Source organism: Sinorhizobium saheli (assembly GCF_001651875.1).
Taxonomy (GTDB): Bacteria; Pseudomonadota; Alphaproteobacteria; order Rhizobiales; family Rhizobiaceae; genus Sinorhizobium; species Sinorhizobium saheli.
Map to the genome: position 1 here is coordinate 14,130 of NZ_LNQB01000088.1, position 21,836 is coordinate 35,965.

18 protein-coding genes and 2 pseudogenes are annotated in these 21,836 nt (G+C 55.6%); 4 read left to right on the forward strand and 16 right to left on the reverse strand.

Annotated elements, in window-relative coordinates:
- Positions 1-4: 4 nt before the first annotated feature.
- The 5 genes from ATB98_RS28165 to ATB98_RS30585 form a co-directional block, all read right to left on the reverse strand.
- On the reverse strand, positions 5-706 hold the full coding sequence (locus ATB98_RS28165; RefSeq protein WP_084435693.1) for a type IV secretion system lytic transglycosylase VirB1: 702 nt from the start codon (positions 704-706) through the stop codon (positions 5-7).
- A 948-nt stretch (positions 707-1,654) separates the two neighbouring features.
- A complete protein-coding gene (locus ATB98_RS30580; RefSeq protein WP_084435695.1) occupies positions 1,655-1,801 on the reverse strand; it encodes a DUF192 domain-containing protein in 147 nt (48 codons plus the stop codon).
- Between the two features lie 315 nt (positions 1,802-2,116).
- Entirely contained in the window at positions 2,117-4,621 is a 2,505-nt protein-coding gene (locus tag ATB98_RS22490; RefSeq protein ID WP_066877704.1) for a two-component system VirA-like sensor kinase, read from the reverse strand.
- 1,349 nt (positions 4,622-5,970) lie between these two features.
- Positions 5,971-6,222, reverse strand: coding sequence for a hypothetical protein (locus ATB98_RS22500; RefSeq protein ID WP_234781989.1), 252 nt, complete (start codon positions 6,220-6,222; stop codon positions 5,971-5,973).
- 212 nt (positions 6,223-6,434) lie between these two features.
- On the reverse strand, positions 6,435-6,584 hold the full coding sequence (locus ATB98_RS30585) for a hypothetical protein (RefSeq protein ID WP_153435587.1): 150 nt from the start codon (positions 6,582-6,584) through the stop codon (positions 6,435-6,437).
- Positions 6,585-6,996: 412 nt separating this feature from the next.
- Between ATB98_RS30585 and virD4 the strand changes: the two genes are divergently transcribed.
- Positions 6,997-8,766, forward strand: coding sequence for a type IV secretion system ATPase VirD4 (gene virD4 / locus ATB98_RS22505; RefSeq protein WP_084435699.1), 1,770 nt, complete (start codon positions 6,997-6,999; stop codon positions 8,764-8,766).
- 256 nt (positions 8,767-9,022) lie between these two features.
- A pseudogene (locus ATB98_RS30645) lies at positions 9,023-9,316 on the forward strand (transposase); the annotation flags it as partial.
- 341 nt (positions 9,317-9,657) lie between these two features.
- Here ATB98_RS30645 and ATB98_RS29150 read toward each other — a convergent pair.
- Both ATB98_RS29150 and ATB98_RS30135 read right to left on the reverse strand, forming a co-directional pair.
- Positions 9,658-10,545 carry a hypothetical protein gene (locus tag ATB98_RS29150; protein ID WP_153435588.1) on the reverse strand — a complete coding sequence of 296 codons (888 nt, stop codon included), beginning with the start codon at positions 10,543-10,545 and terminating at the stop codon, positions 9,658-9,660.
- A gap of 671 nt (positions 10,546-11,216) precedes the next feature.
- Positions 11,217-11,442: pseudogene (locus ATB98_RS30135) on the reverse strand (glycosyltransferase); the annotation flags it as partial.
- 218 nt (positions 11,443-11,660) lie between these two features.
- Here ATB98_RS30135 and ATB98_RS22520 point away from each other — a divergent pair.
- Both ATB98_RS22520 and ATB98_RS22525 read left to right on the forward strand, forming a co-directional pair.
- Positions 11,661-12,095 (forward strand): helix-turn-helix domain-containing protein, encoded by a 435-nt coding sequence (locus ATB98_RS22520; RefSeq protein WP_066877684.1) that lies wholly within the window; start codon positions 11,661-11,663, stop codon positions 12,093-12,095.
- Positions 12,096-12,139: 44 nt separating this feature from the next.
- Entirely contained in the window at positions 12,140-12,436 is a 297-nt protein-coding gene (locus ATB98_RS22525) for a hypothetical protein (protein WP_066877686.1), read from the forward strand.
- A gap of 417 nt (positions 12,437-12,853) precedes the next feature.
- Here the strand turns inward: ATB98_RS22525 and ATB98_RS22530 are convergent, their stop codons facing one another.
- The 9 genes from ATB98_RS22530 to ATB98_RS22565 all read right to left on the reverse strand — a co-directional run bounded on the left by ATB98_RS22530 (position 12,854) and on the right by ATB98_RS22565 (position 21,284).
- Positions 12,854-13,642, reverse strand: a complete 789-nt coding sequence (locus ATB98_RS22530) for an ABC transporter permease (protein ID WP_066877688.1) — start codon at positions 13,640-13,642, stop codon at positions 12,854-12,856.
- Positions 13,643-13,645: 3 nt separating this feature from the next.
- On the reverse strand, positions 13,646-14,560 hold the full coding sequence (nodI, locus tag ATB98_RS22535) for a nodulation factor ABC transporter ATP-binding protein NodI (RefSeq protein WP_066877690.1): 915 nt from the start codon (positions 14,558-14,560) through the stop codon (positions 13,646-13,648).
- Positions 14,557-16,272, reverse strand: coding sequence for a nodulation protein NodU (gene nodU / locus ATB98_RS22540; RefSeq protein ID WP_066877692.1), 1,716 nt, complete (start codon positions 16,270-16,272; stop codon positions 14,557-14,559). The genes nodI and nodU overlap by 4 nt, the downstream gene beginning before the upstream one ends.
- A 30-nt stretch (positions 16,273-16,302) precedes the next feature.
- Positions 16,303-16,908 (reverse strand): nodulation methyltransferase NodS, encoded by a 606-nt coding sequence (nodS, locus tag ATB98_RS28190; RefSeq protein WP_084435701.1) that lies wholly within the window; start codon positions 16,906-16,908, stop codon positions 16,303-16,305.
- A gap of 19 nt (positions 16,909-16,927) precedes the next feature.
- On the reverse strand, positions 16,928-18,187 hold the full coding sequence (nodC, locus tag ATB98_RS22545) for a chitooligosaccharide synthase NodC (protein WP_084435703.1): 1,260 nt from the start codon (positions 18,185-18,187) through the stop codon (positions 16,928-16,930).
- 13 nt (positions 18,188-18,200) lie between these two features.
- Positions 18,201-18,848 carry a chitooligosaccharide deacetylase NodB gene (gene nodB / locus ATB98_RS22550; RefSeq protein WP_066877694.1) on the reverse strand — a complete coding sequence of 216 codons (648 nt, stop codon included), beginning with the start codon at positions 18,846-18,848 and terminating at the stop codon, positions 18,201-18,203.
- Positions 18,845-19,435, reverse strand: a complete 591-nt coding sequence (locus tag ATB98_RS22555; RefSeq protein ID WP_066877698.1) for a NodA family N-acyltransferase — start codon at positions 19,433-19,435, stop codon at positions 18,845-18,847. Before ATB98_RS22555 ends, nodB begins: the two co-directional genes overlap by 4 nt.
- 358 nt (positions 19,436-19,793) lie before the next feature.
- The gene (locus ATB98_RS22560) at positions 19,794-21,002 is read right to left on the reverse strand and encodes a beta-ketoacyl-[acyl-carrier-protein] synthase family protein (RefSeq protein ID WP_066877700.1); all 1,209 of its coding nucleotides are present in this window, start codon (positions 21,000-21,002) and stop codon (positions 19,794-19,796) included.
- Entirely contained in the window at positions 21,003-21,284 is a 282-nt protein-coding gene (locus ATB98_RS22565) for an acyl carrier protein (protein WP_066877702.1), read from the reverse strand. It abuts the gene before it with no gap.
- Between the last annotated feature and the right edge of the window lie 552 nt (positions 21,285-21,836).

Here is a 21,836-nt window from a genome sequence, read left to right on the forward strand (position 1 = left end):
TGGTTCAATCGAATATGAGTTGATTATCTTCCGAGGAATTGCCGTCTTTCGGCATCTTTGAAGGATTTGACAAATCTCCGCCCGAACGGCGCCCGTCACGCAGGCCCCAAACATCCCACGTTTCTTCCGGGTTCGGCTTTTCCCCGGTCTTCTCCGGCAGGTCGGCTATTGGCGGCAAGATCTTTCGTGCCGCCAACTCAACCTTCCGCACATATCCGTTCGTAAACCCACGCCTAAGATCTCCAGTATTGTAGGCGGAGATTGCTTGACGGAGCGCCCGTTGCTCTGCCGCGGCAGTCTTGCCGCCCGCGTAGCGGCTTTCAAGCAAGTTCCCTGCAGCCGTAAGGGAGATGCAGGGCTGAAACGCATTTTCGGGCGTAAGACCTAGCGCGGAAAAGTTCTTGGAGTTTATTTGCATAAGCCCAACGTCGATCGAATGCCCCGCTTCGAGACGCTGCTCGACGCTTTTCGTTGCTTCCGCTGGGTCTTTCCAGTGAAGGGTTTCACCGGTCGTATTGTCATATGCCGAAAGGGGATCAAAATCACTTTCAACTTTGGCAATTGCTGCAAGCGTAGACGGAGAAACCCACGGCGCGCACTCGCGGGCGAGCCGGCCAAACTCAAGTAAGGAAAGTGGCGCTGCGTTACTTGAGAGACACATGGAGGTCAAAAAGGCGATCGACACGGGCCAAGCTGCATTCAACATTCCCTATCCCCCACTACCGCGACCGGCCGGCCGGAACGAACTGGCGTCATCTGTTATTCGGCGATTATGGAAGGGATCTGTTACGCTAGAATTTTCGAAATGCTTTTTTCTGTTTCATCTGAAAGCAAATTCCGTTTTGAGAGCGTCAGGCGCGGCCAGTACAAGATGCCGGATCAGGGATTACTAAAGTGACCTACTGCCGCAGCCCGGGATCTGCAAAAACTAACACAGCTTGCTTCCTTCGGCTGACTCAACTCACGTGGCGTGTCTATGGTTCAGTGCTGGAGCGGACAATCGGTCAGTACAATACGTGCCGAGAGTATGGCTCCCGCAAGGACCTGCTGTCGCTGGGGTGGATCAGCGCCTCGGGACCGTAAAGCCCGGTCTCGCGCCTTAGATTAGCCTGACGCTAATTGCTCCCTCAAACGCCGCATTGGCTGCGCCGGCAGAGCACCCTTGCACTGACTTCCCTTGCATCGCCGCAAAAAAGGCCTCCATCGCGAGGCCAATCGTCGCCAAATACCTAAGGCAAACAATCGACTATGAACGGGCTAGAATGATTGAAGGCTGGACAGAAGATGAAATAGAGAGCGCCGAGCAACGCATGGAACATGCAGTCTTGCTGTCGGGACCGGAGCGGCGGCTGCGAACGGGCGCGCCCGGATTCTTGCGGACGGTTCCGCACCAGGCACTCTGATTTGCGAAGTTGCACGTTTCACCATCTGACGCGGTAGATTTCGCGCATCTCATTTTGGCAGCTCAGGTGCCTTCGAACTTCACCGTGTCGGTACCTTGGTGGATAGCACTGTTTGCCGCGCGTTCAGCCGCGATCGCAAGTTGGTCACAGCCTCTAAACGCGCGCCGGCGGCTGTGGTTGACGGCTGCTTCCATGAGCGGGTGGCGGAGTCACTCGCCGATCTGGATCCCGGCATCAAAACGCATCAACCTTCATCGAAATGCACATGTGTAGAAGGGCCGACGGTTTTCAATCGCGCGCAATTTTCCATCTTCGCCGACAAACAGGAGATCAAGCGGAATGGGCGGGTTCTCCAACGTGAAGCGGCGCGGCCGGCTGTCCTCAAAGACGAGGAGCATGCCATAACCGTTGCGCCATAGCCGTGCGGAACACCATTCGGCTGCCACCCTGCAGGGTCATCCGCCACGTCTATTGAGAAGAGCTGCTCTCGCGATACAATCTCACCGATAAAGCCGCCGTGTGGGGCAGCAGCAGGCCAGGACCGTTTGAGCGTTGATGGTGAAGGCGGTCAGCGCAGAGAAATTTAGCAAGGGCATGGACACGCTCAACGCGCGGGCTTAGTCCGCGACTTGCCACCAGTCGGCGCTGCTGGTCTCCAGCACACATCGGTCCTGCATCACCTGACTCGCAGCAGCCATACACTCAAAGCAGCTTTACCTCCCGATTGTTGTGCGAATTGCATGGGCCAGGGTCCGCGATGACACCGGCCTATGCAGCGAAAGAGCGGAGGCTTTTTCGTCACCCGTGAGTGGCACCTTAAGGCTAGCTCCGCCAACCAGAATGACAGGAACTGTCTTAAGGGCCGCGTGAACGGCGTCGGTGCATTGATCTAGACGAAAAGATGCATAGTCCGCCACAACAAGATCGGCTATTTTCCCCCTCAAAATCCAGTCGCAAAGATCGTCGAATGTTGCGAAGCTGACTGGCTCAAAGCCGAAGGCGGCAATCCTGTCCTCATACATCTCGAGCGCAACTGGATCGGGCTCTACTATGGCGATGATCTCTCCATCTCCAAGTATTGTGTTAAAAGGATCAAAAAAGCTATTAGGACTGACTGGCTCCTTCGGGGAAGGCGGCAGATAGATGTCGAAGCGCGTCCCGCGTCCAATAGTTGAGCTAACGTCAATGTACCCTGCAAGCGCGCTGACATGGCCGTGAACTGTAGCGAGACCGAGCCCCGTCCCGCCGATACGAGAGCGCGTGGTGAAAAAGGGCTCAAAAATATGTGGTAGTACCGCTTCAGCAATGCCTTTGCCGTTGTCTGCGACGGAAAGGAGGACATAGTCTCCGGGTGGCAGATCGCCATGAGCAAGTATCTTCGATTGAGAGACAACTGCGCGAGAAACGCTGACCTCAATGTGACCTTCCTCCGAGAGAGCCTCCAAGGCGTTTTTGCACAGATTCATCAGGATCTGCTGTATCTCGAGTGGGCACCCCTCGATGACTGTTTGCTTTTCGTCAATTTTGAAGCTCAGCGTTACATCGGCGCGAAGCGCTACGCGCAGCAACGGAGCTAGGTCCCTCACTACCTCGGAGACGTTGAAGGGCTTGGTCATACGTTCCCGGTTTCGGCTTAGCGCCAAGATCTGATCGATAATCAGCCTCGCTCTGTCGCCAGCCGAGATGATTTGGTCGATGTAACCTCGAGTTCTTGAGGGGCGACGCAGAAGACTGTGGGCCATCTCGGCGTAGCCAAGGATTGCCCCCAAGATGTTGTTGAATTCATGCGCGATACCACCTGCAAGTGTCCCGATGGCCTTGAGCTGTTCAGCATGCTCCAACCGCTTTTGCAGCAGACTGAATTCCGTCTGCCTACGTTGAAGAGCTAGGTAACTGCAGACACGGTTGGTCGCGCACTCAAAAAATTGAATCTCACCAGAAGAGTGCGGTCGACTCTCTCCTTCATAAAGAAGGCAACAAATCGCGATCAGTTGATCCGACACCTTGAAGACGAGCAACTGACGAAGCCCGGGTGCTCCTTCAGCAACGCAGCCTACTTTTTGCATGGGAAAGTGGCGAAGCACTGTCCTGCGTTCCGTTGCCTGGGCAAGAGAAGCCATTTTAAGAAGCCAAGCATCGTTCCAGATAGGCGCTGGAGTGTTGGCGGCAAAACACTCCGCAACACCCTCCCCACTCACGTCTACCAGTGCTAATGCGCATTGATCAGCTTTGAAAAACCGCTGGACAATCCGCAGTGCCGCTTGGGTGGAGGCGGTTAGCGAAGCCCTTGTTGCCGCACCACCTTCGAAGCAAGCTGCAATTTCCCTCGTTGCCGTTTGAAATTCCAAGCGCCTTGCCAATCGATCCGTCTGCAGGCGCAGCCTCGAAAGCAACGCGATTATACAGAAACAAAGGCATATAGACGTCGCGCCTAGGAACACATGTAACCGCTGCTCGCTCGCGTTCACCAAGCTGTAGCCTTTCAGGTATTCATGCTCCAGTTCCGCAGCCTTGTCGATAATGTCGGATGACGCGATCCTATTTACAGCCTCGTGCACCTGCGGCAGCAAGGACAGGACAACTCGGCCATCGTGCGCAAGCGAATACTTAATGGCTTCATCGTGGCTCGTAGTCGCCTGAAGCCGGTCGAGATCTTGATTGACCAATGACGCGAGGCTCGAGTTCGGTCTAAGCGAGACCCGCAGGATCAGGTTGCCCAGTTCGAGAAGCCGTACAGCACCAGAAACGTCCGTTTTCGAAGGCAAATTCGCAAGCGAGCTCAGCGACTGAACGAAGCTCCCGAGAGAAGCTTGCAAGATCACGTTTTGTGCGCCCATCGCTGCCACGGCCGCGTCAGTCGTTTCGATCGAAGAACTTACCTCCCTCAGCAGGCGTGAGACATCACTGGCGTTCTCAAGAGTCGCCTTTTCGAACAGTGCCTCCAGATGTATCACGCTCTTCCGCAGAGCCCCTATTGTGGTGACAAACGTCCCGTAATTCCACTGGGTACCGGCTCCGGCCCGGAGGACGTCACGTTGCAGTAATGCACTATTGACCTGAATTGCCTTCAGTTCATTTACGATCGCCTGGTTGGACTGGTCGTCCTGCCCGCGCGTTATCCCCAGCACCGCAAACAAAAGAGTCAACATCACCAACATTAGGATGAGGTTGGCGCTGAGGTTTCTCTCCCTTGGGGAGGGCGAACTACCGTCCCCCATTATCTCCCTCTCCGAGCGCCGAGATCCGAACATCAACTCAGTGTCGATCTGGCGGGGGAACGGTCGCCACTGCGTCAGGAAAGCCACGTTGGCTCCCATTCAGCACAAGCACCCTGCCCGCGACGATCCGCCATCGCTCTATCGGTTCGAGCGTCGCACGTTTGGGTGGGACCACGAGGGTCTTTTTGACTTGTCGGCACCTCGGAGAAATTGCATCTAGCGATGACTGGCACTTTATTTCCTTGTACATTCAAACGGATGTTCGGCAACAGCCTAGAACTGCCCCTCTGGTGTGCTGAATATGGGCACCTCTCGCTCTGAAAACACGCAAAACCTAGCTCTTACGCGCAAATAGCGCTTACGCCGTTAACGCGACTCACGCTCATCGCCCGCTGTTGGAGCGTTCTCTGCTTCTGAAGGAAGATGCCAGTTCAGCTCGTGCGTCAGTCTCGGCCCTGTTGAGGCGCTCCGCGGTCGGACGCATCTCCCTCAGCTCCGCTCGAGAAATAGGTCCCTGTTCTCCTGCGTGCCCAAGAGCTTGAGCTTGAACCTCCGCGATCCTACGGTCCAAAATTGAAAGCGATGGCTGTGCCGCATGCAGAGCTGCAGACGGTGCAAGCGGCTCTTGACCAGGAAGCGTACTGACTTTCTGCAATAAAGCAACCGGTAGTTGCGTTTGTTGCTCCGCGTTCAAGTGATGATATCCTTTTAGAAGGGCACGGGCAGCATTGTTCCGAGTGACCAGGTCTGGCGCTGCTGAGACTAACTCGACCGCTCGATTAACGAGACGATTTCTATTTCCACTGTCCAGGTCACCTAGGTAGTCTCCCACCTTCGAGAGCGCCATTGCTTGATCTCTCGGGGGATCAATGCCCAGAATGCGATCGACTGCGGCTGTTTTTCTCTCAGGAGTTTGGAATTTGAATGTTGGCGCGATTACAGGCGCTACAGCCTGAGCGAACACACGGTCTGCCGCGCCTGCGCCGGGCGCGACGTCGGCTAGGGCCCTGTCGTGCAACGCCCTCGCCGCACTGCCGAGCCGGTTGATCCGTTCGTGAAACGGTCCCACTGGGCTTGCCTCCACCGCCTCTCGCGCTGAGCGGCTCGTGAGTTCAAAGTTCGCTAGATTATTTGCCGTTTCAGCTGTGTCGTGTGTGGGTAGACGGCTTGCCACCTCGGCGAGTAGGTCGCCTGGAATATAAGTGTTTCGTTCGCCACCGCCGCCATCTCGGACTGAGTTGCCAGGAATTCTTCTACGCTGTCTTTCGCGTTCCATTGGTCAGACTCCGACGTTGTCTCCGCAGCTTGAAGGCTAACATTGAAGAGGAACATGCTAAACCGGTATCGCGTTACATTTGTAGTTCTACCGCCCGGGGTTCGGCCGAAGTGCCCGTATTATCTGCCGCGGCGGTGGCAGATGATACGAGCAAGCTCTTGATCAAACCACCATCCAGGATGATCAGCCCAGCCATTTCCATGCGCCAGGCCTTCACAAGCCGTTTCACCATTCTGATGTTGTTTTCCGTGAAGCGGATCGGGTCGATCCCTGTCAGGCGTTGCAACACGCCTGCTACCGAGAGAGCGGGCTCTTCCTCAGCCACTCCTTAATCTGTGCCTCGAAAGGCTCGTACATGCTTGGTCTCTTCGGCCAAACTGGAGCCATGATGGCAATACGACCCGCCGCAACCATAGCAAGCCTTCGATGGGAAAGTCCGCGCTCGCCCGCGATCTAGGGCGAGAAGCTGATGGCCGAGCATGGCGCAGCAGTTCGACATTCACCCGAACCAGATCAAGCAGTGGAAGGACCAGTTGCTCAACGGCGCTGCGGAGTTTCGATGTCGGTCGCAAGGAAAGCGCCGAACCAACCGTGGATGTCAAAAGTTTCCACGCCAAGATCGGTGATCTGACGCCGGAGAATGACATCCGGGGCGCTCGGTAAAACCGAATTGTTGAGCGGAATCACGACCTTTCCGTTTCCCGCCAGCCCGGATACTCGGGCTCAACCGGGGCAGCGTCTTGTACGCGGCTGATCTGCTGCTGATGCGCCGGATCGACGAATTGCACCAGGTCTGCTTCAACCAGTCGCGGTCCATTCCGCTCACGGCGTACCTAAGGCCGGAAACCCCTTACGAACAGCCCCCAATATTCAACAAACTGAGCCGCCTCTGTACACTCGATGAGAATTCCTTTTTAAATTACGGAATTGTTTCTAGTTGATTATATCCGTAACACGAATAAGATATATATAGTATTGATTGCAACTACTTGCGTGCATTAGCTTGTATCGGACAGCACCTTCTGCTCTTCAACGTAGGCGTCGTGACTTTGGATAGGGTGTGCACGTCACGCAACCGCTCGACCTATACGGTGGATCAATGATTTCAAGCAAGAATGCGCCCTCAAGCATAATTCTAAGTATCGTATGTTCACTGGCTGCGGGTTTTTGCGCGGCAAGTCTGTACGTAACATTTCGTTACGGGTTTAGCGGCGACGCGATGATGACATTCGACATCCTCGCGTTTTGGTACGAAACGCCTTTTTATTTGGGTTACGCAACCCCCACCTTCTATCGCGGCTTGGCTGTTGTCGTCTTAACGTCTAGTTTCTTTCTGCTACTCCAGCGAGTCGTAGGCTTACGTAATCGCGAACACCACGGCACGGCGCGCTGGGCGCGACTGGACGAAATGCGGCGCGCGGGTTATCTCCAGCGATACAGCCGCATCAGTGGCCCGGTGTTTGGGAAGACGAGCGGCCCCTCTTGGTCTGGATACTACCTGACAAACAGCGAGCAGCCTCACAGCCTTGTTGTTGCACCGACCCGCGCTGGCAAAGGTGTGGGCGTCGTCATTCCAACCCTACTTACATTCAAAGGATCAGTGATAGCTCTGGATGTTAAGGGGGAGCTATTTGAACTCACCTCCAGAGCACGTAAAGCCGGTGGCGATTATGTGTTCAAATTCACGCCGCTTGACCCGGAGGGACGAACGAACTGTTACAATCCTCTCTTGGATATCATAGCGCTGCCCCCCGAGCGGCAGTTCACCGAGGCGCGTCGCTTGGCGGCGAATCTCATTACGGCCAAGGGGGAAGGAGCGGAAGGTTTCATCAACGGCGCACGAGATCTTTTTGTCGCCGGTGTACTGGCCTGCATTGAGCGTGGCACGCCAACAATTGGAGCCGTTTACGACCTTTTTGCTCAGCCAGGGGAGAAATATAGGCTCTTCGCGCGGCTCGCGGAGGAAACCCAGAACAAAGAGGCTCAGCGGATCTTCGACGACATGGCGGGGAACGACACGAAAATCCTGACCTCTTACACTTCAGTGCTAGGCGACGGAGGGCTCAACCTATGGGCAGATCCGTTGATTAAAGCGGCGACAAGCCGATCAGACTTCTCAATCTACGATCTGCGCCGTCGAAGAACATGCATTTATCTTTGCGTCAGTCCCAACGATCTTGAGGTACTCGCGCCATTGATGCGCCTACTCTTTCAGCAGGTCGTATCAGTTTTACAGCGCTCGCTGCCTGGCAAGGATGAGAAACACGAGGTGCTATTCCTGCTCGATGAATTCAAGCACTTGGGCAAGCTGGAGACAATTGAGACAGCAATTACGACCATCGCAGGCTACAAGGGCCGCTTTATGTTCATTATCCAGAGCCTTTCGGCGCTAACGGGCACATACAGCGAAGCCGGCAAGCAAAACTTTCTCAGCAATACTGGCCTGCAGGTTTTCATGGCTACGGCCGATGACGAGACACCGACTTACGTTTCGAATGCTGTCGGTGATTATACGTTTCAAGCACGCTCGATTTCCCACGGTCGAGGGCTCGAGCGCAACATTCAGACTTCAGATCAAGGTGCACCACTACTGCGATCCGAACAGGTGCGCCTGCTCGATGACCAATGCCAGATCGTCCTTATCAAGGGACAGCCACCGCTTAAGCTTCGAAAGGTTCGATATTATTCCGACCGGATCCTGAAGCGCATCTTTGAAAGCCAGACCGGAGGCCTTCCGGAGCCGGCACGCTTGACGATGCCGGAAGTGAATCACAGCCAATGGCAGATGCCCAAAGCTGCAACAGCATCCGACCATGTTATCTTGGAATTTTCGGAAGGAATACCTCCGGAAAGGCAGTCAGACGCCTGAACCGACCGGCTAGACTAAGCGATCTCGATCGCTGCGCTCGACAACCATCGGAACGCTCCGCCAGTCGTCCACAAGCGGTGCATGATGACGGCCATCTTGCGGTCAACGGCGACGGCTGCTTTTTTCATGCCACTCCTTTTGGCGATCGGCAGACTCCAGGCTTTGAGAGACGACCATTTCCCGACACGCGTCAACAAGGCGGTTGCGGTCTCCAACAGGTAGGCACAGGATCTCCGTGTTTGGAGGTCTTGCCTTTGTGCTCGGTCTGACCCCGGACTGAACGAGTCTGGTGAATGCAAACGGGTCGGGCGAGTATGCTGTTGTGGGGACGCGATGATGCGATCCCTGCTTACGAAGCAGCGCAAGTCCTGCTGGCAGATGCTAAGAAATGGACGTGTCTAGCGCCTGGGCATGAATTATTGCCAAACGCCGCGGCAGGCAAAAGGCAGTTCTAGCCTTGAACCGACGGCTTACGGTGATCATGCCTCGCAAGTGGAGTAACGGAACCGAATTCTGCTGGACACGAGAACGCTTGGCTGTTGCTGCGTAATCGGCAACGAAGGTGACGAGAACCAGGGGAGACAAGAGAATTCCGCCGCCGGTGGCAAGATGCCCTTCGCAGGGCGACGGATGGAGTAAGTTCGCGTGGTTCTCTGTTGCTGTCGCTCATTGCGCTCAGGTCGCCGATTAGTCCGCCCCATTCTTATGGTCCCAGAACGGGAGGGCCAAACAGGCTGACCCCCTTAGAGAAGAGCGATACTGCGGAGACATCAACCATAGGCGATAGTCAGAAGGTGCTTGACTTCACCACGCCAAATAGAGAAGACAACCCCGTCAGCTCATGGCCGGCATTCAACTAACGCTGATCTGCTTGACGCTAGCCACTGAAACTCAACGCCCCGAGTCAGAGCGCTCTCTGCTTCTGAAGGAAGCCATTAGGTCCGCTCGGGCCTGATCGGAGGCTTGGCTGATGGGCAGCGCGACTCCTGTGACAGCCCCACACACCACGCCAACCGACATTGGCTGGCCTACTGTATGACGCACTGAAGCATCAATAGCCCTTATGGTCGCGTCCAAGTCCGGATCTGCTGCACGCTCCTGTCGAGGGAGCCTTTGCATCATCTCCTGGTCTCGATTGAAATCGGGAACTAAGCCTACTCGCGCCCTTTCATTTGCATCTAAGTGGCTATACCCGTTCACCATGGCATTCTTCGCGTAGAGACGGACGTGGTCATCGACACCAGGAGCCTCAAGCAATTCGATGGCACGATTAACAAGCCGATTTTTGTTTTCGCTGTCAAATTTGCCAAGTTGCGTCGCAACCAGATTAATTGCGATAGCTTGGTTGAGTGGATTCAAATTGATGATCCGATTAACAATATCACTTTGCTTCTCAGGTGGTAGAAAATCACCTATTTGACCGCCTGCTGCAGCTTGATAGGTTGAGATATCATCCGAATTGTGCCCGCGCTCGGTCAACTTGCCATTGTACAGACTATTGGCGGCTCTTCCGAGCTGGTTGTTCCGCCTGTCATATTTTCCCAAGGCAGTTTCCTGCCCAGCGCTGTCTCTCCAAACTGCGTGTCGCGCTTCGCCCAGCAAGGTTTTAAGGTTCCCAAGATTGCGTCCCGTTTCGCGCGGGTTATTAGTTACTAAGCGTTCTGCCACGTTGGTCAGTGGCCCGTCTGGAATGTCAGAGAGGTAAGTGCGTACCTCGGCCCTCCTGCCGTCGCGGGATGAACTTTCACCTGTACGTATCCGTTTGCTATCGCGATCCATTGGTCGGACTCCGAAGTTTTTTCTTCTGCCCTATGAGGCTACCATCGGAGACTGGTCCGCTAAATCCCATTTAGCGTTACATTTGTAGTCCTGCAGAGCCCTTTCCCAACTCTGCAGAGAGTTAATCTAAGCCAAGAACGACTGATGCCTGAAAGACGACGGGTGTCCGCAGCCTAATGCCACAAATGACGCGTCGATGCCGCTTCTTTTATGAGCAACGCACCGTGCGTATCTCCGCCTATCTCAGCAGTTGAGCTTGTGACCGCGCCGATTCGGTTCGAAAACTGACGTTCGCGCGGTTCGGTGCGTTTGCCGGCGGACAGGAGGGCCATCTGAGCCCATGCGACGGTCGACCTCGGGGTCTGCCGGTGATCAGGAGCTTGATAGCGTAGGTAAGAATCGGTGGAGAACGCATGAAACCCGCATCTCGAACCGACCGGCGACGATCCTGCAGCCTTGGAGCCGTTCCGATGTTCAAAAGGAAACTGATGCTCCTGCATAGCTGATTTGATCCGGCAATCCAGGTGATTAGGCTTTGCGTGTTCGAGTGGGCGGAAACAGCCGAGGATCGTGGTGCCGACGAGTAAGGTCAAGTTCTTCCACGCGGAGACTGATCGTCGGCCTGACTCGTGGATTCAGGCAAAGCGCCGCAGCCACCACTTGCGAGATCACATGGCCAACAGCGGCGATCACCGACAACAGAAATGGCGGCACCAAGTCAGCCAAAATTTTCCGGCGAGCTGAAGTAAGGAAAGCCCACGCGTCGCAATCTCGCCCATCGGCACTGCCGAGCCCATGTCACTCCAAAAGACCTGGTGCCCAGTGGCTGCTCGAATGGCAAGGCAACCAGGTGCACTTTCAAGCCGAGGCTTCGCACTCGAGTTTCGTTGCTGCCGCTCCGAATCGTGACGCAAGAGCAGGTTAACGGAAAAGCAGTTAATCAGGAGGCCGCAATTAGAGAACTCCCCCAGCAAGCGATTCCGTTCCTCCTTATCTGACTTGACGTGCGGTCTGCTATTGCGGTTTATGGCATCGCGCGGGAGGGCACTGAGGCACACACTAGTGGAGCCGCGATAGGCGGGGGATTCTATCGCCAAAAGTACATGGAGAAGTGCATGTTGAATCCTAGCCCCGAAAAAACGAAGGAAAAACCTGAACCTGTCGATGTACATGTCGGCCGTCGAATTCGGATGCGCCGGGCGTGGATGCAGGTCACACAGGTGGCTCTCGCCGAGGCTATCGGAGTGACTTTTCAGCAGGTACAAAAATATGAGAAGGGCACTAATCGCATCGGTGCAAGCCGCCTGCAGCAGATCGCAAACTCGCTGGGTGTGCCCGTTTCCTATTTCTTCGAAGACATGCCCGGGGCAGCGGCTGATGACGGCGGCGACCGCAGTGGACAAAAGAGCCTGCAACCAGAAATCATGGAGTTCGTGTCGAGCTCTGAAGGCTTGGCGCTTATTCGCGCCTTCAGCCGGATCTCCGACGAAAGGGTGCGGAGCCGGACCCTTGGCCTTGTGAAAGCGCTCGCCGAACAGGACCCGTCATAATTGAGCCGGTACCGAACGGCTCAGGCACACGCTAAGAACAGTCCATGAGTCTCACGACAGATTTCATTTCTGAGTTAATACGCGCCGCAAACGAGCCCGAGAAGCTGTCGCCTTATGAAGTCAGCCGTCTTCTCGATCGCTCGATCGACACGATACGCGACATGCGCGAGCAGACAGGGATCGCCGGCAGCCACGGCATCAAAGACGTTCTTATAGACCTCCGAGTAGCGTCTGAGCGCGCCCGCGACCTTTCCGCCGCAGAAATCAGAGACGCCATCATCGATGCCGCTGACGTTATAAGGACGTTGAAGATTGTGCTTGATGGAAAGGACGAGCTCTAGAGCGGGATGAGCGGCCGTAATCGCGAGTGCCCGCGGGGGGGATTGGGGACCTGACGCCGGCTCAGGGCCGGCGCGCTCTGTATTTCCTTGCAAAACCTGCAACCCTGGTCATCCGAAGCCGGAGCATCTGTCGTTATTGTCACATGGTCACCGTTCTGTCTGCTGGCATCAAAGTCTCCTCGCTTACCGGGAGACTTGATGCCAGAGTTGCTGACCCCGAGGTATCTTCCAGGCCGGACACCGGTCGGTTTTTGATTGCCGGCTTCAAATGGGAACGGTGCGTAAATGGGCGCATCGGTAGTGATAGCCGCTCCGCTGATGATTACAATCATGTCAGGATGGAGAGCCGCTAAATCTCGGAGCGCCGCCCAGTGCCATTGACGATTTTGCCTCCCAACTTGGTGTTGGGCGCCTATTTTATGACATTAGGCGTCGCCTAAGTAAGGCAGTCGACACGAAGAAGGGCAATACGCCAAAAATGAAAAGTATTGCAAGATGGAACATCACGTCGGCGGCTGGCCGGCCGAACATTGCCGGGCGAATGAGGTCGATCGAATGTGCCAAGGGCAAGAATGTCGCCATCTGCTGAACATTACCGGGCAATTGAGTTACCGGGTAGACAGCACCGGACAAGAACAGCATCGGCGTGAGGATGAGGGTCTGATAGAAGATGAAATAGTCGTAGCTGGGCGCGAGCGCCGCAACGATCATTGCCAGACTCGCAAACGCGATCCCGGTGAGGGCGATAACCGGCACTACATAGAGAATGGATGACCAAACCGCATAACCCAGAATGGCTGCGACCATCGCAATCGCAGTTCCGGCCAAAAGCGCCTTGGTAGCTGCCCAGACGACTTCTCCCAGCACTATGTCGCCAAGGGTCATCTTCGTGTACAAGATCGCCTCCCAACTGCGTTGATCGCGCATGCGCGCGAACGCTGCATAAATGGTTTCGAACGTAGACGCCGTCATCGCGCTTGCCGCGACCATGCCAGTTGCAAGGAAAGCAATATATGACATGCCTTCGACGCGTCCGACCATCAATCCAAGACCGGTCCCCAGACCAAAAAGATAGATCATGGGATCTGCGAGGTTACCGAGAATTGACACAAGCGCGGCTTTTTTCCACGCAAGGTAATTGCGGCGCCACACCGCAGTCCAGTTCCACCCGTTGGCAGGCAGAACTGCCGCATAGTTTTCCCACATCTTTCAATCCTTCATCTCTCGCCCAGTCAGTCGTAAAAAAACGTCCTCGAGATTGGGGGGGCGCTGTAAAAGACGCAGATCCGTACGCTCCCGCAATTGTATTCGCACCTGCTCGGGAGCGGAGGAGTAACAAAAGAGGGTTTCTCCGCTTACCTCAATGCGCTGCGCGCATGTTTTGATAAGCGCGCGCAGTTCATGTGGATTGCCGCCGTTGATCTCAATGACTTGGCAGCCAATCTGCTCGTCTATCAGCCCTTGTGGCCGACCTTCGGCGATCTTCTGTCCTTCTTCAAGAACGCATAGCCGGTCGCATAACCGCTCCGCCTCCTCCATGAAATGAGTGGTAAGCAGGATCGTCTTGCCGCGTGCCAACAGCGAGCGCAATCGCTCCCAAATCAGGTGACGCGCGTGCGGGTCGAGACCGGTGGTGGGCTCATCCAATATGAGCAGTTGTGGGTCGTTGATGAGCGCGCGCGCCAGCATCAGGCGCCGTTTCATACCACCGGAAAGACCTGCGACCCGGGCATCCGCCTTACTCTCAAGCCTGGCAAACTCCAGGAGTGACGGGATGACGGCTTCGATCTGACGGGTGCTCATATTGAAGTAGCGCCCAAAGACCAACAGGTTCTCGCGCACTGTGAATGCCTGGTCGAGGTCGTCGAATTGCGGAACCACTCCGATGCTTGCCCGGGCCAGGCGAGCCTGCGCAGGCACTGGGGCGCCAAGCACCGTGATCTTACCTGCGTCGGGCGGCGTCATACCAACGACCATACGCGCAATCGTGCTTTTGCCGGCACCGTTGGGACCGAGGAGTCCGAAGCACTCTCCTTCTTTGACGGCGAACGAAAACCGATCGACAACAGTCCGGTCGAGGTAGGTTTTTGTGACGTCAATCAAACTGATTGCTATCGCGGTCATGCGCTTACCGAGAAATCCGCGCAGCCCACCGGGGATACATTAGTTTCGCTTGTCTTTGTAAACAACAAACCATCGCACCATACGTGGCCTATTTGTCCCCACTCACACGCCGCTGCAGCGTCAGGAAAAAACCCGCGGCCGTGATAGTTGGCACTCGTGTTGCAGAGCAGCGGAATGCCGGTAAGACTCTCATATTCGACCAGGAGTTTTGAGACGTCGTGCTCAGAGTTTCTCGAGATGGTTTGAAGTCGCGCAGTTCCATCGAGGTGCACGACAGCAGGGATGCGTTCCCGCCATTCCGGGCGTGTCTTATGGTCGAAGAGCATGTACGGATCTGGAGTACCGGGGCTGAAGATTTCCTGCGCGCGGTCTTCCAAGCAAATTGGGGCTACAGGTCGGAAATGCTCGCGAAATTTCACTTCGTTGAGATGATCCTTCATTTGCGGTGAAGTCGCGGCGGCCAAGATGCTTCTGCCCCCCAACGCCCGTGGCCCAAGTTCTGCGCGGCCGGCAAGAAAAACAACCGGTTCGTTAGATGCCAGTATCCTGGCGAGTTCGGCCAAGGTGCATGGAGCAGCTCCCCATCCCCGCGGGATCTCGCTGGTCTTCAGCCTAGGGCCGCTGTAAACTGACCAGTCAAGCGGAGCGAGACCATGGTCGACAGCAAGCGCGCAGCAGGCGGCGCCAATAGCCGATCCGCTGTCGTTGGGAAATGGCGGCACCCAGACCGAATCAAACAGACCACTGGCTCTGAGTGCGCTGTTCCATTTGATGTTGAGGCCGCACCCGCCGGCGACGCACAAGTTTCGGGATCCGAATTGCGACTGCATCTGTAGAGCAATCGTCATCTCTCCAACGAGGAGGCGCTCAAGGAAAACATGAAATGAAGCAAGTACATCCTCGGGCTTTTCGCACTGTAACCGGGACGCGCTTGCGTCGAAGTAATCATTTACACGTGCAAGCAATGCGTCTGCGTTATGAATGTTTTCCCTATAACCGATCGCGAGCAGCGTTTCTCCGGCGAAGTGTTCCTCGTAGAGCTCCCGAAACACGTTCACGATGTTCTCTTGAGCCGCGCCAAGTGCAATGTAAGCCATTAGCTTTCCGGCGACACCTAGGTCCCAGCTTTTTGGATCCGCCTTCCTGTACGGCCCGAAGTGATGGCCCGCGACAGCATAGGCGTGACCTATCATCGGGAACAGGCACTTGATCAATCGGATTCCTTTTGGCCCCGCATAGTAGAGCCGTGGAAATATGCAGCCGTCCCATACCAAACAGAACGAAGGTTCTCCGGCTTTGGCAAACGGACTGGTGCAGTACGCGGAGACGACGTGGCTTATGACGTGCGGAAAACTTTTGTAAGGGAGGATTGAGCCGCTGAGCGCGAGGCCCGACCTATCATGGGACTTTAGAGGGTTGTCTGGCCACCGTTCGACATAGGGAGCTCCGCTGAGGGTTCTGGGAACACCTTCGCTGAAGACCTGGAACTCTGATTCAAATTCTCCGTCCCACCCGTCGATGACGAATTGATCAACGTCCCATATGCTCAAACCCTGTTCGTTCAAGGCTTCGACAATCGTATCGAGGTTGTCAATGGATTGATAGCGGGGATTGTTGTTGCGCTTCTCCTGCTCAATACAGAAGATAAGTTTCCCGTCTTCGATGAGGGCAACTGCTCCGTCGTGTGTCAGTTTAATTCCGCAGATGCGCATAGGATCTCCATATCTAACGCGGTAGCCGGATCATTGAGAAACGGGGTGGCGATATCGGGTAAGCAAGCAGTCTTCGTTGGTGGTTTGGCCGACGCATCGCACACGATCAATTTGGAGTAATTCCTGATCCAAGATGGTAATGACGGTCTCGGCACCAGCCACGTGACCCCAGCGTTGGCAGCTCGCATCACCTGCCGATCCGAATATTAGATGACCGGATGGCGCGAGCATTTGTGCCAAGCTGCGGACAGCCGTTTGCATCTCAGCAACACTCTCAAGGTAATAGAGCACCTCAGCTACCACGATCAGGTCAAATGATTCTCGTGCCGAGAACCGGAGGATATCGCAGGTTACCCAGGAGATATTCGGCGGATCCTTTAGGCGTCGACGGGTTCGAGCGAGCGCATGGGGCACCACATCAAGTACGGTGAGTCGCTGGCAATGCGGCGCAAGTTTTTCGGTGAATGCACCGGCTGCGCATCCGACTTCGAGCGCATTTGTGATTGATTGCTGCGCAAGCGCCAGCCGCAGCATATGCCTATGTCGCTCCTGCTCGAACGGGTTGCTATCAAGCCGCCATGGGTCGTCTGCGGCCAACTCATCATGCAGCAACTGGTAATGCTTTTTCTGGTTCAACTTCCCGCACCTCTTATGGCTAAGACTGATCCATCGGTAGAGATTTAAGTGATGATGTTTCCGCCCTGCCGGCGGTTCTTTGGAGGACCGAAGTGCGAGAGAGCCAAGCACTATTGCTCAACGTGCACAGTGCATATGCTTTCAGGGGAAGGATGAGAAAGAGATTGATCGGCGTGTGGGCAGCGAAACCTAAAAACCGAACCTGGCGAGCACGAAGCGCAGCCACACTGCTACGGACTATCGTCATGAACGCTATCATCGTTATTGTCGACCACGGCACCGTGGCCGTCACTGCAAGCTGCGCGAGCCCCATCAATATCGACACGGCGAGAAGGAGTGGTCCAAGGTTCTGCCCGATCACGTCCAGCGTTAGATAGCGGTCAAGGCTGCGCAACAGGCGCAGCGCTAGCAACGTATCTCGGAACGTGCTGCGCGCCCAGCGCAACTGTTGTCGCAGATACGGCGCGAGCCGGTCTGGCACAACCGTAGCTGCAATGGCATCCGCAATATACTCGGTCCGAAAGCCAGCCTTGAGCATCAGGATTGTAAGATGACGGTCCTCACCGAAATCGCTTGGTTTGCCTCGAAACAGTTGCGTCTCATATTGGTCGAGCAGCAAAAGCAGTGCAGATCGGCGGTACATAGCGCATGGACCACAACAGCACATAACCGCACCAAAACGTGCCTGTGCCGCCCGCTCCTCGTTGCAGGCCAGCCAGTATTCCATGTCGATCAGTCGTGTCAGCCATGTGTCGCTGCGATTTCTGGCCACTAGTTGTCCCATGACCGCGCCTATTGATGGATCGCGCATCTTATGGACGAGCTTCGTGATCACGTCGGGCGAAAGCGTCGTGTCTGAGTCGACGTTCAGCAGCAAGTCACCGGATGAGCGACGTATTGCGGCGATCTGCGCCTTGCGCTTTCCGGCATTTCTAGGGAGAAGAATGAAGTTGAACCGCGGATCTCTCGCATATGTGTTGTGTACGGGTGCGAGGTCCTCGCGGTTTGTAGAACCATCATCCACCACAAAAACCTGCAGCTGCCCGGTATAATCCTGATTTGCAATAGACGCGAGGCACGCCGAGAGAATGTCTGGGTCTTCATTGAAACAGGGAATAATCACATCGACGCTCGATAGCGCATCGACAGCGAGGCCTGTGGGGGAGGCAGTGAAAGACTTTGCCGGTGGCGCATACAAAACCTGCATGCCTTTATAGACGCCCGAAAGAAGCGCATACAACGAAATGGCCACGGTGCCGGCTGTACCAAATAGATCCATGCAATACCGTCCGTTAATTATCCTGGGAGAGCAATCGGATGACAAAACCACGGTCATGCAGTCCGGTAATGACACGGGAAAGCGCCATGAGCGTCTGGTCGCGCAAGCCAGAAAGCTTGTGTCGCACAAGCTCGCCGGGGGGGCACCCGTCGTGCAACAGCACAATGGCGCCCGGCTGAACTGAATCCAGTACTGCATCAACAATGACGTTGACACCAGGGCGCGACCAGTCCCGTGGATCTACGGACCAATGTGCCGCCTTGAGCCCGGCGCGCGCTGAGATGCTTAGCACGTCTTCGTTCCAGAGACCGTATGGAGCTCGCATGTGCTTGGGTTCAGCCTGAGGAGAGGCCGCCTTAATGGCCTTGCTGGCTTCCGTGATCTGATGTTCTATTTCCTCTGGTCCGCAAGTCGTCAGATCCGGATGGGTCATCGTATGGTTGCCAACCTCGTGCCCTTCGGCAACCATACGTCGGATAAGTTCTGGCTGGTCCGCGGCATAAGCACCGATGACAAAGAACGTCGCGGGTACGCGCCGCTCCGCCAGAACATCGAGGATATCAGGCGTGCAAAATGGATTTGGTCCATCGTCAAACGTCAGATAAACACTACGGTCGATGCTGTTGCCCGAGACTTTGCAAGTATAATCCAGCCGTTTCATAGCTCTGGGCCATTACGATCAATCAGCGTGCCGGAAGGCCATTCGTCTATTGAGCTTGCTATCGGAAAAACGACGACGAGAGGGTCCTCAATTCGCGTGGCGGGCAGATCGAGATAGACCTCAGGGAGAGTGGAGCGCACGCGGACCCCTTGGAGGATAGTCGCAATACCGCCGCGGCACAGTCTGTCAACGTGCTTATACAGCGCGTGCCGAACCGTGCCGAACGCGAAGGGGACGCCGAGCCGCTGCAACTCCGGATACATCGTAAACATTGAATGACTAAGCCCAAGTCCCTCAAGGTCGCGACGGACTCCCCACAAACCCAGCTCCCCCACCAGGAGATCCACCTCCCCGACCTTGATGAAACGTCGCAACAAGCCCATGTGGGCGGCAACGCCACGCGAGTCGTAAGCAATCACGCGCATTTCAGGCCGCGCTCCGGCCCAACTGCGGCCACCTTCGAAGGGCTGTGCATTGAATGCGCCCGTCGGCCCGTAGGTATTCCGAAAGAACGCAGAAAGTTCTGCGTGATCGTCGACCTGCAGGTCAGTTTCCCAACAAATTTTCCATCGCACGTCAGAAGACATTTCATCTACCTATACTTCGCGTGATCTTGCAGTCTCCGGATGCATCTAGTATGTACCATCTGAAAACTATGTTATTTGCTATATGCAGTATTGCTTGAAGACAGTGAAATCGATTGTTTGGATGAAACGCATCCATCCCGTGGATGGACAATATGCGCAGAACGCGTTTGACCTGCGATCGATTTCTTCTCCACTTCGAGCTTCTACATCCTTTGTTCACTCATGATGACGCCATACTGGCTCCGGTAAAACGTCCAGTTTAATTGAATGCAAACGGTCCAGTCGGAACTGCACATGCGGCCTGGATTTCTGCCACTCTAGCTGCGGTGAAGCCGAGGCGTTAAACACGCTGTCGTTGCTATACTTGCCTGAATGCTAGAACTGCGTTCAGCCCCCCCATGGCAAAGGCGTTGCTTAGCGCTATCCGAATCTTCCTTTCACGCGGCACATTGGGCGTGACGTCGAGATCGCAATTGGGATCGCGCTCATTATAATTTGCCGTGGGCGGGGCGATCCCTTCCCGGATCGCCATCACACACGCGATCATTTCGAGTGCACCCGCCGCCCCTAGGCAATGTGCGTGCACAGACTTGGTGGACGAGATCGACATCGAATAGGCATGCTCGCCAAAGACTCGCTTAATCGCCGCTGTCTCGATCTGATCGTTGGCTTTGGTGCCAGTGCCGTGCGCATTGAGATAATCGACATCCTCAACATTCAACCTCGCGTCTTTAAGGCAGGCGCGCATCGCTGCTTCAGGTCCTTCAGCCACCGGCGACACGATGTCGAAGGCATCCGCCGAAAGGCCGATCCCCGCGATCTCGGCAAGGATAGCGGCGCCACGTCGTGAAGCATGCTCATAGCTTTCCAATACGGCCATGCCTGCGCCCTCTCCAAGCACTACCCCCTTTCGGTCCGCGGAGAAGGGGCGACACGTGTCCGGGGCAAGTATTCGCAGTGCCTCCCATGATTTCAGCACGCCCCACACAAGCGGCGCATCGCTGCCACCGGCGAGCATGACGTCGGCCCGTCCGAGCCTGATCTGATCTACGGCCAAAGCAATTGCGTGATTAGCCGACGCGCAGGCCGACGTGGCGCCAAAAACTGGTCCGCGCAGACCGAAATGCATGCTGACCTGACTGGCAGCTGCGCAAGGCATTACCCTTGGCGCCGTAAGGACTTCAGCCCGTTTCGCGCCATTCAAAAGGAGTGCGCGGTAATTCTCTTCGATGGCGTCCCAGCCGCAGACACCGACGCCCACGGCGGCACCAAAGCGGTACGTATTTTGTTCTTCACTGGATAGCCCGGCCTGTTGCATTGCTTCGCGCGCGGCAAGCACTGCCAGGAGGCTGAAGCGGTCCATCGACACGAGCCGCCTTCGAGTGATGTCGTGCTCCGGCAACGTCTTGATCTCACAGCCAATTACACCCGCCAGCTCATGGAGCTCCGGATTGGCGATCGGCCCGATGGCGGAAACGCCTGTACACATCCCACGCCAGATAGAGGCGGCATCTGTACCAAGCCCGCATAACCCACCAATTCCAGTGATTACGACGCGGCCGTCCATTCAGGCCTCCTTGGCTAGTAAGCTTCGGACAGCCACAACCACGTCGCCGACAGTCTGCAGGTTCGACCAAGCATCCGCCGTATTCATCTCGATTTTGATGTTGTTGGCTTGCTCAAGGTCCCAGAGGATATCAGCCAACGCAAGAGAATCGAGGCCGAGCGAACTCAACTCCGTTGACATTGTCACTTCAGGGCTAGAAGTTGCGGTTGTCGGTTCACCTCGCTCTGATATCGCGCGATTGCTAATTGTGGAAATAATCTCTCTCGTAAGCTGATCAGACATACTGTTCCTTTCTATCATGGGATTCAAAGAGGCGCCGCCTCATCCTGAACCGAAGCCGGTGCTGAATTGCACCCAGCAAGCTTGTGCGGCCGATCCAGCCGATTATTAATGAGAACCCGATGAGAGCCGGCCGGATCTGGCTCAGGCATCGACAGCATCGAAAGTTGCCGTCGCCCTGAGCGTTATTTGCTGTTGCTATGCAGGATTGGCTAGGATCAGGAAAATTTATTGTTTCGATAGTAGGCATCCATAACTTGGATGGCAGGAGCTCTTGGTTTGGGGGCGGATGAAGCAGATGCCGCGGGCCAATAATCGCTGGGTTTGCTTGGCTTCGCTGAGCAAACCACGCGGCGTCATACGTCACTAAAAGCCTCTCCATTCGCACAAGCTGCGATGTCCGACGGAAGGATGGCCCGACTTCATCAACACCGACGCGCCAAATCCACAAGTCACTCGTTTGGTAAATGGTATTCTAGTGGTTTCCGCCTAACATAAGAGTCCGTATTGGATTCCCTTTGGCGTGTGCATATGCGAGAGTGGCGCATGCGCACA

Coding starts and splice junctions, on each gene's coding strand:
- ATB98_RS28165 (WP_084435693.1), bottom strand. CDS start 706: ATGTTGAATGCAGCTTGGCCCGTGTCGATCGCCTTTTTGACCTCCATG.
- ATB98_RS30580 (WP_084435695.1), bottom strand. CDS start 1,801: ATGCTCCTCGTCTTTGAGGACAGCCGGCCGCGCCGCTTCACGTTGGAG.
- ATB98_RS22490 (WP_066877704.1), bottom strand. CDS start 4,621: ATGGGGGACGGTAGTTCGCCCTCCCCAAGGGAGAGAAACCTCAGCGCC.
- virD4 (WP_084435699.1), top strand. CDS start 6,997: ATGATTTCAAGCAAGAATGCGCCCTCAAGCATAATTCTAAGTATCGTA.
- ATB98_RS29150 (WP_153435588.1), bottom strand. CDS start 10,545: ATGGATCGCGATAGCAAACGGATACGTACAGGTGAAAGTTCATCCCGC.
- ATB98_RS22520 (WP_066877684.1), top strand. CDS start 11,661: ATGTTGAATCCTAGCCCCGAAAAAACGAAGGAAAAACCTGAACCTGTC.
- ATB98_RS22525 (WP_066877686.1), top strand. CDS start 12,140: ATGAGTCTCACGACAGATTTCATTTCTGAGTTAATACGCGCCGCAAAC.
- ATB98_RS22530 (WP_066877688.1), bottom strand. CDS start 13,642: ATGTGGGAAAACTATGCGGCAGTTCTGCCTGCCAACGGGTGGAACTGG.
- nodI (WP_066877690.1), bottom strand. CDS start 14,560: ATGACCGCGATAGCAATCAGTTTGATTGACGTCACAAAAACCTACCTC.
- nodU (WP_066877692.1), bottom strand. CDS start 16,272: ATGCGCATCTGCGGAATTAAACTGACACACGACGGAGCAGTTGCCCTC.
- nodC (WP_084435703.1), bottom strand. CDS start 18,187: ATGGATCTATTTGGTACAGCCGGCACCGTGGCCATTTCGTTGTATGCG.
- nodB (WP_066877694.1), bottom strand. CDS start 18,848: ATGAAACGGCTGGATTATACTTGCAAAGTCTCGGGCAACAGCATCGAC.
- ATB98_RS22555 (WP_066877698.1), bottom strand. CDS start 19,435: ATGTCTTCTGACGTGCGATGGAAAATTTGTTGGGAAACTGACCTGCAG.
- ATB98_RS22560 (WP_066877700.1), bottom strand. CDS start 21,002: ATGGACGGCCGCGTCGTAATCACTGGAATTGGTGGGTTATGCGGGCTT.
- ATB98_RS22565 (WP_066877702.1), bottom strand. CDS start 21,284: ATGTCTGATCAGCTTACGAGAGAGATTATTTCCACAATTAGCAATCGC.